Here is a 12,227-nt window from a genome sequence, read left to right as displayed (position 1 = left end):
GCCCGCGGTCGACGGTTCCCCGGTCGGGCCGGGGGCCGGGACCACGATCCGCTGCCAGCCCGCGGCGGCGAACGCGTCCACCATGCCGTCGCCGCCGTCGGCGACCGGCACGCAGCGCACGTCGACGGACGGCGCGGCCCGGCGGATCCCGGCCGCCAGCGCGATGGCGACCTCGGGCGCGGTGAGCGAGCCCTTGAACTTGTCGGGCGCGAGCACCACACGTGCGGTCATGCTGTCTCCTCCTGCGATGCTCGGGTGCCCTCCGTGGTGACGCGAGCAGGCGTGTCCCCACGCTGTCCGATCATCCCGACATTGTCCGGGCTCGGACCGAAACCCGCCATACGCGGACCCCACCGTCGAATGTCGCGGACCGGGGTAGTTTCGACGCATGGCGACCGAGGTCCGCAACAACGCCGCGCTCGAGCGGTTCGAACTCACCGCCGACGGAGTCCCCGCCGGCTATATCGAGTACCAGGACACCGGGGCCGAACGCGCCCTCGTGCACACCGAGATCTATCCCCGATTCGAAGGCCAGGGATTGGCCAACGTGCTCACCCAGGCCGCGCTGGACGCCGGCCGCGCCGACGGGTTCAGCGTGCTGCCACTGTGTCCGGTGGTCCTGCACTTCGTCAAGACCCATCCGGCCTACATCTCGCTGGTGCCGCAGCGGGCGCGGGAGCTGTTCGGGTTGCCTCAGTAGCTCGCGACCGCCGCGTCGACGGCCAGTTGCAGTTCGTCCTTGACGAGGCGGGCGATGTCGGCGGGCCGCTGCGGCAGCTCCAGCACCGGCGACCGGAAGTAGAACCGGGCGGCGACGACCTCCGCGGCGGTCGGCTCGACCTTCGGGTCGGGTCGCGGACCGTAACTCATCGCCAGGGCGACCAGCGCGGGCGGCGCGTCCAGCTTGGCCGCGCGGAACGCGATATGACCGATCCCACTGCCGACGGACTGCACCGTCACCGGGTCGACGTCGTTGCAGGTGCCCTCGGGGAAGATCGCCAGGTGATCACCGGCGGCCAGACGCTGCGCGCAGACATCCATCATGCGCTGACCTGCGGCGTTGACGGCCCTGATGCCGTGGTCCTTGCCGCGGAACACCGGGATGCCGCCCATCATGTCGACCTTGCGGCGCTGCTCGGGATCGACGAACAGTTCGTCCTTGGCCAGCACCCGCACCCGGCCGATCTTGCCGCGCAGCGGTGAGCGCCACGCCGTCGCGGCGACGGTGTACGGATCGCTGGTGGAGAGGTGATTGATCGCGAAGATCACCGGGCGCCCGCTGCGGACCAGGGCCTTCAGCTGCTGCTTCGCGCCGTCGGCGAAGGCCACCCGCGGGCGGAAGCGCCGGGCCAGCACGGCATAGGACGCCAGCGCCTTCCAGCGATTCTGCTGATGTCGCTGGTAGTAGTCGTACACGGCGTCACTGTTTTCGAGAAGGACCTCGGGCGAGTGCATGCCGAGACCCTACCGGGCGGGCCCGCGGGCGGTCGGACGAGAAAATTTCCGGTCCGCGGCGGTCCGCGGGGAGCGCGCGACACCGGTCCAATGCGATGATGGCTCGGTGGCACGCGGAGACGACCCGGACGAGCGCCGGACTCGCGACGGGCACGGCGATGACCGGCGGCGCGGGCACCCCGCGGTGGGCGTCCGCGCGGGCAATCTGCTGGTGTCGGCGATCGACCTGGTGGAACCGACCTTCCGGCGGACCGTGGTGTACGTCATCGAGCACAACGACGCCGGCAGCCTCGGCGTGGTGCTGAACCGGCCGAGCGAGACCCCGGTGCGCGACGTCCTGCCCGCCTGGGCCGACCTGGCCGCCCAGCCGACCGACCTCTACATCGGTGGTCCGGTCAAACGCGACGCCGCCCTGTGCCTGGGCACCCTGCGCACCGGCGCCGACATCTCCGAGGTGCGCGGCCTGCGCCGGGTCGACGGCCGGGTGGTGCTGGTCGACCTGGACGCCGATCCGGCCGAGATCGGCCCGCTGGTCGAGGGCATCCGGATCTTCGCCGGGTACGCGGGCTGGTCGATGGGCCAGCTCGACGGCGAACTCGACAACGACGACTGGATCGTGGTCTCGGCGCTGCCGTCGGATCCGCTCGCCACCGACCGGCACGACCTGTGGGCGAGCGTGCTGCGCCGCCAGCCGCTGCCGCTGGCCCTGCTCGCCACGCACCCGATTGAACTCGAACGCAACTGATCCCGTTACTCCTTCGACAGATCAGGAGTGACACCATGAATATCGACGAGCAGTGACCCGGACCGCCGATGGACGACGGTCGCGACGAACTGATGCGCGCGCTCTACGCCGAGCACGCTCCCGCGCTGTGGCGCTTCACCCTGGGCCTGGTGCGCGATCCCGGCCGGGCCGAGGACATCGTGCAGGAGACCTTGCTGCGGGCCTGGCAACGGCCCGCGGTGCTCGAGCAGACCGAGACCTCACCGCGCGCGTGGCTGTTCACCGTGGCCCGTAATCTTGCCGTCGACGAACACCGCAGCGCGCGACACCGCCGGGAGTTCGGCACCGACACACCCCCGGAACAGGTCAGCCCCGATCAGTCCGATCGGGCGCTGGACGGCTGGCTCGTCGCCGACGCGCTCAGCACGCTGAGCCAGGATCATCGCGAGGTGATCGTGCGGGCCTACTACCGCGGCCTCGGCATGCAGCAGATCGCCGACGAGCTGGGCATTCCGCCGGGCACGGTGAAGTCGCGGCTGCACTACGGCATGCGAGCGATGCGATTGGCGCTACAGGAGATGGGGGTGACGAACCGATGACCGATCTCTTCGACGAGTACAGCACCTGGGACGCCGCCTACGTTCTCGGTTCCCTGGGCGCCGACGAGCGCCGCGAGTACGAGACGCACCTGCACGACTGCCCGCACTGCACCGAAGCGGTCGCCGACCTGGCCGGGATGCCGGGAATGCTCGCGCTGGTCGATCGCGACACCGCCCTGTCGATGATCGAGGCCACCGAACCCGCGATCGCCCACGCCCCCGATCTGCTGCCCTCGCTGGCCGCCGCGGCCGAGAAGAAGCGCCGGCGAAGTCGCTGGATCGGGGTCGGCAGCGCGGTCGCGGCCGCCGCGGCCGCCGTGGCGATCGCCATCCCGGTGACGGTCACCGTCGCCCGCTCCGACGCGCCGACCGAACAGGTCGTCGCGGCCCAGCAGATGCGGGCGGTGGAGCAGACACCGGTCAGCGCCGAGGTGAAACTGGTGCGCGACGGCGACCGCACCCGACTGGTGATGACCTGCCGCTACGCGCCGAGCAGCTACGGCTCCGGCTACAGCTGGACCTACGGCCTGATCGTCACCGCGGGCGACCAGCGCTTCGAACTCGACCAGTGGCCCGCGGGCCCCGGCACCGAGCTCACCGTCGACCGCACGATCGACGCGCCGCCGGAGTCGATCAGCAAGGTCGAGATCACCTCGGTCAGCGCGGGCCGCACGATCCTGGAAGCCCAGATCTGAGCACGGCCGAACGGTCCCGGAGAGCATGTCTCTCCGGGACCGTTCGGCGCGTGCGGCTCAGCTCTGCTTGCTGAAGATCGACTTCGACCAGAGGTAGCCGCCGCCGGCGATCACCGCGCACCAGCCCAGCGAGACCCAGCCGTTGACGCCGATCTCGGTGCCCATCAGCAGCCCGCGCAGGGTCTCGGTGATGGGGGTGAAGGGCTGGTACTCGGCGAACTGCCGCAGGCCGACCGGCATGGTGTCGGTGGCGACGAGGCCGCTGCCGAGGAACGGCATCATCACGATGGGAAACGGTGCGTTGCTGGCGCTTTCGGGGTTCGGCGAGAGCAGACCGAGGGCGATGGCGAGCCAGGTGAAGGCGAAGGTCACCAGGGTGAGCAGACCGAAGGCGGCCACCCATTCGAGCAGGTTCGCGTTCGGCCGGAAGCCGATCAGCAGCGCGACCCCGGTCATCACGGCCATGCCGCCCAGCGCCTGGATGAGCGCGCCGAGCACGTGCCCGGTGAGCATCGACGACTGCGAGATCGCCATCACCCGAAAGCGATTCACGATGCCTTTGCTCTTGTCGGTGGCGATCGAGACGGCCACCGACACGGTCATGTACGCGGGCAGCAACAACAGCATGCCCGGCGCCAGGTAGTCGATGTACTCGCCGCCGGAGGACTTCTCCAGCGCCCCACCGAAGACGTAGTTGAACACCAGCAGCAGCACGGTGGGCATGATCAGGATGCCGAAGACCATGCTCGGATAGCGCTTGGCGTGGATGATGTTGCGCCGCAACATGGTCATGGTGTCGGCGACGGCGTGCTTGTTCGCGACGGTGGTGGTGCTCATGCCAGGGACTCCTGCTCGGTGGTGGCGCGGTCGTTGTCATGCTCCGCGGCCGTCGCCGGCTGCTGAGCGCTTCTTCCCGTCAGGGTGAGGAAGACGTCGTCGAGGTTGGGGGTGTGCACGGAAATGCCGCCCGCTTCGATGTTCTCGGCGTCCAGCAGATCGAGCACGGCGCGCAGGGAGCGCACGCCGCCGTCGCTGGGGACTGCCAGGGTGAGGCCGTCGCCGGCGTCGAGCACCCGCGCGGACGGGCCGAGCGCGTACTGCGCGGCGGCCAGCGCGCGCTGATCGGCGAAGTCGATGCGGATGTGCCCGCCGGGGATCAGCCGCTTCAGTTCGGCTGCGGTGCCCTCGGCGACGATGCGGCCCTGGTCGAGCACCGCGATGCGGTCGGCCAGCTGATCGGCCTCCTCGAGGTACTGGGTGGTGAGGAAGACGGTGACGCCGAGGTCGTCGACCAGGCCGCGGATGATGTCCCAGATTGCCCGGCGGCTGCGCGGGTCGAGGCCGGTGGTCGGCTCGTCGAGGAAGATCACCCGCGGGTTGCCGACCAGCGTCATGGCCAGATCGAGCCTGCGGGTCATGCCGCCGGAGTAGGTGCTCGCCGGTTTGTCGGCCGCCTCGACCAGGTCGAAGCGCTCCAGCAGTTCGGTGGCCAGGCCGCGGGTGTCGCGGCGGGGCAGATGGTTGAGATCGCCCATCATGTGCAGGTTCTCGCGGCCGGTGAGCAGTTCGTCGACGGCCGCGAACTGTCCCGTCACGCCGATCAGCTCGCGCACGCCGTCACGTTCGGTCACCACGTCGTAGCCGCCGACGGCGATCTCGCCGGCGTCGGCGCCGATGAGCGTGGTGAGGATCTGCACCGTGGTGGTCTTGCCCGCGCCGTTGGGGCCGAGCAGGGAGAAGATCGTGCCCTCGGCGACGGTGAGGTCGATGCCGTCGAGGACCGTGTGCTCGCCGTAGGCCTTGCGCAGGCCCCGTGCCGTGATGGCCGAGTTGACCATGGTCGTCCCTTTCCAGAGAATTTCATTCATTACTGCGAATATGTGCATGAGTTATCGACACAGCCCCCAGGGGGCTGCGGTTGCTGGTGTGGGTGTGTGGTTGTGACCGGCAGACCGGGAACTAGATGTCGAGTTCCTCGATCTGCGGGTGGGCGTGGATGTCCTCGACCTTGCGATAGAGCTTGTCGGGGACGCGACCCTTCAGGTCGGCCACGTCGTCGAGGATCTCGTACTCGTAGTCGCCCCAGTCCCAGGGCCGGTCGCCGATGCCGAACATCCGCCGCCAGTATTTCCAGTCCTTCAGGTCGCCGGCGGCCTCGCCGGTCGGGTAGTCCTTCCACAGCGCCGTGTGCGTGTGCAGCACGAGCTTGCCCTTGCGACTGCGGTAGACCTGCTGGTGCAGCACCCGCTCGTCGCCGACATCGCGCCATTCGCCCAGCAGGGTGCCCTGGAAGCGCACCTGCCGCACGCCGTCGCGACCCACCTGCAAGACGACCTCGTCGAAGCCGGCCTGGCGACCTTCCTCCAGGTCGATGAACCGGCGCAGCGCGGCGACCACCGCGCCGGAGATGTTGCCACCGACGAGTTCCTGCGCCCGCTGGAACAGGGGCAGATCATCGTCGGCTACGTAGATCGTCTTGTTGGGCATGCACTCACTATACGTAGATGTATACGTACACACAAGGGGTGGTTCTCACCCACCCTCTGAACCGGAGTCGTCGCCACCCCGTATCCCTCGTGTACGCGACGTTCCGTCCGTCGGTTCCCGCTGGTCCGACCGGGTACGCGGGCAGGGGACGCAGCACGCGAGAAAAGAGGAGGGCCGATGCCGAACCGAGTGGTCGACTACCTCGTTGACGCGGTATCCGGACTGGGGGTCACACATCTGTTCGGCGTCGACGGCGCCAATATCGAAGACCTCTACGACGCGATCTTCGACGCGGGCGGGCGCCCGGCGGGCATCGTCGCCAAACACGAGTTCTCGGCGGCCACCATGGCCGACGGGTACGCGCGCAGCACCGGTGGACTCGGCGTGGTGGCCGCGACCTCCGGCGGCGGGGCGATGAACCTGGTCGCCGGGCTCGCCGAGTCCTTCGCGTCCCGGGTCCCCGTCCTGGCGCTGGTCGGACAACCGCCTACCACCCTGGAAGGCCATGGGGCGTTTCAGGATTCGAGCGGACTGGCCGGATCGCTGGACGCCACGGCACTGTTCGCGGCGGTGAGCCGATACTGCGCGCGCGTCACCGATCCGGCCGAGCTGCCCGCCCAGCTCGCGGCGGCGGTCGCGGCGGCCGAGGGTGGCGGTCCCGCCGTGCTCCTCATCCCCAAAGACGTGCAGCAGCAAGCGATGCCGGCAGCGGCGACGCGCCCGGCCCGGACCGGCGCGGCCGAGCTGCCGGTGCTCGACGCCGTCGTCGCCGAACTCGCCGCCGCCCGGCGCACCGGGAAGGTCGTGATCATCGCGGGCGATCAGGTCGCCCGCGACGACGCCCGCGACGAACTGGCCGAGCTGGTCACCGCGCTCGACGCCTCGATCGGCCTGGCACCCGACGCCAAGGACGTCTACCCGAACGCCGGTCCCGGCTACTGCGGCGTCGCGGGCAGCATGGGGCACGCCGAACTCGCCGAGGCGCTGGCCGCGGCGAGCGCGTGCCTGCTGATCGGCACGCGGCTGCCCGTCACCGCGAGCGCGGGCCTGGACGCGGCACTCGCCGACCTCACGCTGCTCAGCATCGGCGCGCTACCGCCCTATCCGGCCGCACTGCACACCACCGCCACCGACCTCGCCGCCACCCTCGGCGAACTGCTGACCCGGATCGACGGCACCCCCACCCACACCGATCCCCCGGCCGACCCGACTCCGATGACGGTGCCCGAGGCCGCGGGCCCCGGCCTGCGCTACCGCACCGTCGTCGAGGCTGTTCAGCGTGAATTGCCCACTGGCGCGGATATTTTCGCCGACGCCGGTAACACCGGCGCCAGCGTGGTGCATTACCTGAGGGTGCCCGAGGGCGGACGATTCGTCGTCGCCCTCGGAATGGGCGGCATGGGCTACGCGTTCGGCGCGGGCATCGGTTCCGCCTTCGCCCGCCACGATGCCGCCGACGGTCCGCATCGCACGGTCGTGATCGCCGGCGACGGTTCCTTCTACATGCACGGCATGGAACTGCACACCGCCGTGGAACACGCCCTGCCGATCACCTTCGTGGTGTTCAACAACAACGCGCACGCCATGTGCGTCACCCGTGAACAGCTCTACTACCGGGACCGCTACAGCTTCAACCGTTTTCACCCCGCACACCTGGGAGCCGGCATCGCCGCCATGTTCCCCGGGCTCCCCGCCCGAACCGTCGACGAACCCGGTGAGCTCACCGCCGCCCTGCGCGACAGCTTCACCGCCACCGGACCCTCGTTCCTCGAAATCCTCTGCGACCCCGACGAAATACCGCCCTTCCTGCCCTTCCTGTCGACTATCGACGCTTCGAGGAGTACCCCGTGACAACCAGCGCCCTGCCAGCACTCAGCGATATCCCCGACGAGGTGATCCCCGGCGTCCTGCGGATCGAGAATTCGGATCGGGAGGCGACGACCCCGATCATCATGGACATGCTGCGGTCGGTGTATCCGCACGACCAGATCTACGGCGACTTCTGCCCCGTGCAGACCTACATCGCCGCACCGCCGCGCGAGGTCTTCGAATACCTCGCCGACACCCGCTCGCTGGAGGAATGGACCTACAGCCTGCGCGGATTCACCGAGACCGACGAACCGGGCCTGTGGTTGTCCTACGACCGGCTCGGCGACGCGACCAAGTGTTTCACCAGGACCGTCGCCAACGCCGACGCCATGACCGTGGACTACCACTGCGCCTGGGACCAGTCCGCACACCTGTGGATGATCTACCTGATGCGGGTCGTCGACGCGCAGGTGGTGTTCGACAAGCCGGGGTCGGTGGTGCTGTGGGTCAACTGCAAACACCCCTTCTACGACGAGAACGGTTATCCGGAGACCGCGCCGCCCAAGCGGCCGGTGTGGGTCGGCGATTTCTGGGAGATGTTCTCCGCCGGCCACCAATTGGAGCTCGACAACCTCAAGGCCATCTGTGAATACCGCGCGGCTCACGGGCTGCCGATCAAGCCGGAGTGGATGCAGTGAACATGCCGCAAGTGAGTCTGGTCGACGTCGCGAGTTACCTGCCCGGCGAGCCGGTCCCGACCGAATACTTCACCCAGTTCTCCCGCTCGGAGCGGATGGCCAAGAACGTGATGTTCCGGTCCCCGACCGGACGCCACCACGTCGACCGCGACGAAACCGCTGTCGACATGGCCGAGAAGGCCTTCGCGCCGCTGCGGGAACGGCACGGCGATGGCCTGGCCGCCGAGATCGACATCATCCTCACCCACACCCAGCTGCCCGACAATCCCGTGCTCGGCGCCGGCCCCGAGCTGGCCCGGCGCCTCGGCGCCAAGCCCTCGCATGTCCTGGACGTGCACAACGGCGGCTGCGCGGCCTTCGTGCACATGATGGCGCTGGCCCGGATGATCATGGCCACCAGCGACGCCAAGACCGCGCTGATCGTCGCCGCCCAGAACTGCGCGGGCCCGGTGTTCACCCAGCCCGACATCCGCAAGCTCGCGCAGGCGCCGGTGCCCGGCGACGGCTGCGGCATCGGCTTGCTCCGCAAGGACGATTCGGCGCCGATCCTCGACATCGAATGCCGCACCTATCCCGAATTCGCCGGTGACATGGACTTCTCCACCAACGGCCCGCGCAAGTACTGGGAACCGGGCGAGGGTCAGGGCTGCGTGAGCTTCACCGAATCGAAGATCACCAAGGTGTTCGCGCGCGGCAACCGGCTCGTCCCCGAGGTGGCGCTGGCGGTGTGCGATCACATCGGGGTGAAGGGCCGTGACATCGACACCTTCGTCACCAATCAGCCGAATCGGCTGTTCCTGCGCAACTGGCACGACGCGCTGGAACTGCCCGCCGAACGCCATCCCGACACCTTCGACCAGTGCGGAAACCTGTTCGCCGCGGGCATTCCGGTGACCCTGGATGTGGAGAACCGGGCGGGCCGATTGCGCAACGGCTCGGTGGTGCTGCTGTCGGCGTTCGCGCACGCCGGTGATTTCGCCGGCGCGGCCGCCGTGCGCTGGGGCGCGGCGCGATGACCACGCGCCTCGCGGAACCGACGATCCCCTCCCGTCGGTTCCGCACCTCGGCCACGCCGATGCTGTTCGACCTCTCGCTCAGCGAGAACCCCTTCCCGCCGCTGCCGTCGGTCGTCACGGCGGTCAACGACACACTCGCCCAGGCGAATCGGTATCCGGAGTTCCTGCCCGAGCGGTTGCCGCGGGTCATCGCCGAACGCCTCGGCGTCCGGCCGGAACAGGTGGTGGTCGGCTCCGGCGCCACCGGCGTCGCGCAGCAGGTGCTGCGGGCCCTGTCCGGCGGCGAACTCGTCACCAGCACACCGACTTTCGACGGATACCCGATGCTGGCGGACATGACCGGCATGACATTGGTGCCGGTGCCGCTCGACCCGGCGGGCGAGCAGGATCTGACCGCGCTGCGCCGCGCGGTCAACCGGCGCACCGCGCTGGTCGTGCTGTGCAGGCCGCACAATCCGACCGGAACGGTGCTCGACGCCGGCGCGGTGCGCTCGTTCCTGTCCGCGCTCCCCCGCCGGGTTCCGGTGCTGCTCGACGAGGCCTACGTCGAATTCCTCGACCCAGCCGACCGCCTCGACGTGCACGCGCTGCTGCACCGCCACCCGAATCTGCTGGTGCTGCGCACCTTTTCGAAGGCGTACGGCTTGGCGGGCCTGCGCATCGGCTACTGCGTCGGCCGCGGTGACCTGATCGAGCGCATCAGTCGTCAACAGCTGCCCTTCGGCATCGGCACCGCCGCCGTGGCCGCGGTCCGCGCCGCCTATGCCGCCGACGACGAACTCCACGACCGCATCCAGCGGATCAACCGGGAACGCGACGCGCTTCGAACAGCTCTGCGCGCCTGCGGCATCGACGTGCACCGCAGCCACGCCAACTTCCTGTATCTGCCCGGCCCCGGCGTCGCCACCGCGCTCCGCCGGGCGGGCATCAAAGCCAAGTCCTATCCGGACGGCAGTGCCCGGATCGCGGTCGGCGACCCCCTCGCCGGCCGCGCCGTGCACGCGGCCCTGATCGACCTGCGCTGAGCGCGGTCGATCGATGACCGGATGACCTGGTGGCCTCCCCTTCGCCACCAGGTCATCCGCCTTCGAACTCAGCTACCCCCACCGCAGCTGCTCGAGCTCCCGCCGCCACAACTGCTGGAACTTCCGCTGCTGCAACTGCTCCAGCTGCTCGACCCCGAGTCGCTGCCGCTCGAGCCGTAGTCCGTCCAGGCGCTGCCACTGGACCAGCCGCTGTCACTCCCCCGCCGTCGAGACCTGTTCTGCACCTGCCTGATGCGCCGCTGCTCGGGAGATTCGCTCGCCGCGCGGACGATGGCCACGATGATCAGCACCGGCACCATCACGAACACGGCGAGTCCGAGGATGACGATGACGCTCGCGAAGATCATCACGATCAATTCGCTCATGGAACCTCCCCTTTACGGCCTGGTGTGTCGATGCCGAAAGTAGGACCGAGCCCTTGTAATCCCCTTTCGACCGACCTGCACCCCTGGTCGACAGGCCGACGATCAGCTTCCGCCGCCGCAGCCACCCGCCGAACCACCGTCGTGACTACTGTCCTCGTCGCGCATCTTGCGCAGCGTGCGTGAGGCACTGGCCAGACCATCCGCACTCGCGCCCCACACCCAGCGCGCGGGTTGGCCACGCCGGACGACCCTGCGCGGTCGGTTCCGCACTCCGACGATCACCACCAGCGACGCGGCGCACGCGAGCAACGCGACGCCGACGACCGGCGAGAAACCGAACGCGACGACGCCGAGGAGAACGAGCAGCGCCACCGCGCCGAGCATCATGGCCGACCCTCCGACCCCGCGCGATCAGCTACCGCCACCGCAGCCGCCGCCACCACCACAACCGCCGCCGCTACCTCCACCGTCACCATGGTGCGAGTCGCCACCACCGGCCACCCACCCGAAACCACCCGCGCCCGCCGCACCGGACCCGGCGCCCCACCGCCCCGCCGTGGACGCCCCCCGCGAGGCCCGCACCCAGGCGACGACGAGCAGCACCACCGCCAGCGCCATCAACGCGATTCCGATGGACGCCGAGACGATGGTGGTGACGAGTCCGATCAAGGCCAACAGCAGAGCCGAAAAAATGAGCCGCATGGATTTCCCCCCGAAATCGAGTCCTGCCTCCGTTGTACCGGAACGGCGGGACCGGGGCCACGACAACGACCCGGCGACGCGGATGGGGTCAGTTGGCGGGGGCGCAGGTGTCGCGGAGGGAGCAGCCGCCGCAGGAGGAGCCGCAGCCACCGACGGGGGCGGGCGGGAGGAGGGGTTCGACGGTGCGGGCGGCGGCGTTGGCGCCTGCGCCCAGGGTGAAGATGGCGATCACGGCGACCGCGACGGCCACGCCCAGGGCGGGGAGACCGCCCGCGACCAGGGCGACCAGGCCGCCGGCGAACAGCAGGGCGCCCGCGCCGACGGAGGTCGGGGCGGCGATGCGGTTGGCGAGGCGGAAGTTGTCGTCGCTGTGCAGGGCGGCCTCGGTGGTGACACCGAGGAAGCGATTGCGGGGCAGTTTGCCGATCAGTCCGAGCACGCCGGTCACGATGGCGACCGCGGCCAGCGCGAACAGCAGGAGAGCGACGACGACCATTCTTGCAGGCTAGCGCACCGCCGTCGGGGCCCGATCGAGCGCTCCCCGCCGAGGTGACCGCCCACACACCGCAGTGCCCGTCGGAAATCACCTGGCACCGACGTTCTACCCTGTTAGACGATGTTTACCGGGGAT

At 69.5% G+C, this 12,227-nt stretch carries 17 protein-coding genes; 8 read left to right on the top strand and 9 right to left on the bottom strand.

The window, feature by feature from the left end; all coding sequences use genetic code 11:
• On the bottom strand, window positions 1–231 hold a 231-nt coding region (locus tag V8688_RS08675), incomplete at its 3' end, for a glycerate kinase (protein ID WP_342800569.1).
• A 157-nt stretch (window positions 232–388) separates the two neighbouring features.
• Between V8688_RS08675 and V8688_RS08670 the strand changes: the two genes are divergently transcribed.
• Window positions 389–700, top strand: coding sequence for a GNAT family N-acetyltransferase (locus tag V8688_RS08670; RefSeq protein ID WP_342800568.1), 312 nt, complete (start codon window positions 389–391; stop codon window positions 698–700).
• Here the strand turns inward: V8688_RS08670 and V8688_RS08665 are convergent.
• Window positions 694–1,455, bottom strand: coding sequence for a 1-acyl-sn-glycerol-3-phosphate acyltransferase (locus V8688_RS08665; protein ID WP_218718534.1), 762 nt, complete (start codon window positions 1,453–1,455; stop codon window positions 694–696). The genes V8688_RS08670 and V8688_RS08665 overlap by 7 nt on opposite strands.
• A gap of 106 nt (window positions 1,456–1,561) precedes the next feature.
• On the opposite strand from V8688_RS08665, the gene V8688_RS08660 reads away from it, so the two are divergent.
• The 3 genes from V8688_RS08660 (at window position 1,562) to V8688_RS08650 (ending at window position 3,473) form a co-directional block, all read left to right on the top strand.
• Window positions 1,562–2,200: a YqgE/AlgH family protein gene (locus V8688_RS08660; protein ID WP_218718535.1), complete on the top strand. Its 639-nt coding sequence runs from the start codon at window positions 1,562–1,564 to the stop codon at window positions 2,198–2,200.
• A gap of 68 nt (window positions 2,201–2,268) precedes the next feature.
• A complete protein-coding gene (locus tag V8688_RS08655; RefSeq protein ID WP_218718536.1) occupies window positions 2,269–2,778 on the top strand; it encodes a sigma-70 family RNA polymerase sigma factor in 510 nt (169 codons plus the stop codon).
• Window positions 2,775–3,473 (top strand): zf-HC2 domain-containing protein, encoded by a 699-nt coding sequence (locus V8688_RS08650; RefSeq protein WP_218718537.1) that lies wholly within the window; start codon window positions 2,775–2,777, stop codon window positions 3,471–3,473. The genes V8688_RS08655 and V8688_RS08650 overlap by 4 nt, the downstream gene beginning before the upstream one ends.
• Before the next feature lie 57 nt (window positions 3,474–3,530).
• Here the strand turns inward: V8688_RS08650 and V8688_RS08645 are convergent, their stop codons facing one another.
• The 3 genes from V8688_RS08645 to V8688_RS08635 all read right to left on the bottom strand — a co-directional run bounded on the left by V8688_RS08645 (window position 3,531) and on the right by V8688_RS08635 (window position 5,960).
• A complete protein-coding gene (locus tag V8688_RS08645) occupies window positions 3,531–4,310 on the bottom strand; it encodes an ABC transporter permease (RefSeq protein ID WP_342800567.1) in 780 nt (259 codons plus the stop codon).
• The gene (locus tag V8688_RS08640; RefSeq protein ID WP_342800566.1) at window positions 4,307–5,341 is read right to left on the bottom strand and encodes an ATP-binding cassette domain-containing protein; all 1,035 of its coding nucleotides are present in this window, start codon (window positions 5,339–5,341) and stop codon (window positions 4,307–4,309) included. Before V8688_RS08640 ends, V8688_RS08645 begins: the two co-directional genes overlap by 4 nt.
• A 91-nt stretch (window positions 5,342–5,432) precedes the next feature.
• Window positions 5,433–5,960 (bottom strand): EXLDI protein, encoded by a 528-nt coding sequence (locus V8688_RS08635; protein ID WP_218718539.1) that lies wholly within the window; start codon window positions 5,958–5,960, stop codon window positions 5,433–5,435.
• Window positions 5,961–6,137: 177 nt separating this feature from the next.
• Between V8688_RS08635 and V8688_RS08630 the strand changes: the two genes are divergently transcribed.
• From V8688_RS08630 to V8688_RS08615, 4 genes are read left to right on the top strand one after another with little or no spacing between them, the layout of a single operon-like run.
• Window positions 6,138–7,811, top strand: a complete 1,674-nt coding sequence (locus V8688_RS08630; protein WP_342800565.1) for a thiamine pyrophosphate-binding protein — start codon at window positions 6,138–6,140, stop codon at window positions 7,809–7,811.
• Entirely contained in the window at window positions 7,808–8,467 is a 660-nt protein-coding gene (locus tag V8688_RS08625; protein WP_218718541.1) for an SRPBCC family protein, read from the top strand. Before V8688_RS08630 ends, V8688_RS08625 begins: the two co-directional genes overlap by 4 nt.
• 2 nt (window positions 8,468–8,469) lie before the next feature.
• On the top strand, window positions 8,470–9,483 hold the full coding sequence (locus tag V8688_RS08620; protein ID WP_218718542.1) for a 3-oxoacyl-[acyl-carrier-protein] synthase III C-terminal domain-containing protein: 1,014 nt from the start codon (window positions 8,470–8,472) through the stop codon (window positions 9,481–9,483).
• Window positions 9,480–10,508 carry an aminotransferase class I/II-fold pyridoxal phosphate-dependent enzyme gene (locus V8688_RS08615; protein ID WP_316573016.1) on the top strand — a complete coding sequence of 343 codons (1,029 nt, stop codon included), beginning with the start codon at window positions 9,480–9,482 and terminating at the stop codon, window positions 10,506–10,508. Before V8688_RS08620 ends, V8688_RS08615 begins: the two co-directional genes overlap by 4 nt.
• A gap of 68 nt (window positions 10,509–10,576) precedes the next feature.
• On the opposite strand, the gene V8688_RS08610 is transcribed toward V8688_RS08615, so the two are convergent.
• The 4 genes from V8688_RS08610 to V8688_RS08595 form a co-directional block, all read right to left on the bottom strand.
• The gene (locus V8688_RS08610; protein ID WP_342800564.1) at window positions 10,577–10,894 is read right to left on the bottom strand and encodes a hypothetical protein; all 318 of its coding nucleotides are present in this window, start codon (window positions 10,892–10,894) and stop codon (window positions 10,577–10,579) included.
• A 102-nt stretch (window positions 10,895–10,996) separates the two neighbouring features.
• Window positions 10,997–11,281 (bottom strand): hypothetical protein, encoded by a 285-nt coding sequence (locus V8688_RS08605; protein WP_342800563.1) that lies wholly within the window; start codon window positions 11,279–11,281, stop codon window positions 10,997–10,999.
• A gap of 24 nt (window positions 11,282–11,305) precedes the next feature.
• Window positions 11,306–11,596 (bottom strand): hypothetical protein, encoded by a 291-nt coding sequence (locus V8688_RS08600; RefSeq protein WP_316573019.1) that lies wholly within the window; start codon window positions 11,594–11,596, stop codon window positions 11,306–11,308.
• A gap of 88 nt (window positions 11,597–11,684) precedes the next feature.
• Window positions 11,685–12,092, bottom strand: coding sequence for an SdpI family protein (locus V8688_RS08595; protein WP_316573020.1), 408 nt, complete (start codon window positions 12,090–12,092; stop codon window positions 11,685–11,687).
• Between the last annotated feature and the right edge of the window lie 135 nt (window positions 12,093–12,227).

This window comes from Nocardia sp. No.11, assembly GCF_038752175.1.
GTDB classification, from domain to species: Bacteria; Actinomycetota; Actinomycetes; order Mycobacteriales; family Mycobacteriaceae; genus Nocardia; species Nocardia canadensis.
Note: the sequence above shows the minus strand (reverse complement) of the source record. Positions and strands in the feature narration are given on the sequence as shown.

Excerpts from the sequence above, each read along its gene's own strand:
- V8688_RS08670 (WP_342800568.1), top strand. The coding sequence starts at position 389 with ATGGCGACCGAGGTCCGCAACAACGCCGCGCTCGAGCGGTTCGAACTC.
- V8688_RS08665 (WP_218718534.1), bottom strand. The coding sequence starts at position 1,455 with ATGCACTCGCCCGAGGTCCTTCTCGAAAACAGTGACGCCGTGTACGAC.
- V8688_RS08655 (WP_218718536.1), top strand. The coding sequence starts at position 2,269 with ATGGACGACGGTCGCGACGAACTGATGCGCGCGCTCTACGCCGAGCAC.
- V8688_RS08650 (WP_218718537.1), top strand. The coding sequence starts at position 2,775 with ATGACCGATCTCTTCGACGAGTACAGCACCTGGGACGCCGCCTACGTT.
- V8688_RS08645 (WP_342800567.1), bottom strand. The coding sequence starts at position 4,310 with ATGAGCACCACCACCGTCGCGAACAAGCACGCCGTCGCCGACACCATG.
- V8688_RS08640 (WP_342800566.1), bottom strand. The coding sequence starts at position 5,341 with ATGAATGAAATTCTCTGGAAAGGGACGACCATGGTCAACTCGGCCATC.
- V8688_RS08635 (WP_218718539.1), bottom strand. The coding sequence starts at position 5,960 with ATGCCCAACAAGACGATCTACGTAGCCGACGATGATCTGCCCCTGTTC.
- V8688_RS08630 (WP_342800565.1), top strand. The coding sequence starts at position 6,138 with ATGCCGAACCGAGTGGTCGACTACCTCGTTGACGCGGTATCCGGACTG.
- V8688_RS08620 (WP_218718542.1), top strand. The coding sequence starts at position 8,470 with ATGCCGCAAGTGAGTCTGGTCGACGTCGCGAGTTACCTGCCCGGCGAG.
- V8688_RS08615 (WP_316573016.1), top strand. The coding sequence starts at position 9,480 with ATGACCACGCGCCTCGCGGAACCGACGATCCCCTCCCGTCGGTTCCGC.
- V8688_RS08610 (WP_342800564.1), bottom strand. The coding sequence starts at position 10,894 with ATGAGCGAATTGATCGTGATGATCTTCGCGAGCGTCATCGTCATCCTC.
- V8688_RS08605 (WP_342800563.1), bottom strand. The coding sequence starts at position 11,281 with ATGATGCTCGGCGCGGTGGCGCTGCTCGTTCTCCTCGGCGTCGTCGCG.
- V8688_RS08600 (WP_316573019.1), bottom strand. The coding sequence starts at position 11,596 with ATGCGGCTCATTTTTTCGGCTCTGCTGTTGGCCTTGATCGGACTCGTC.
- V8688_RS08595 (WP_316573020.1), bottom strand. The coding sequence starts at position 12,092 with ATGGTCGTCGTCGCTCTCCTGCTGTTCGCGCTGGCCGCGGTCGCCATC.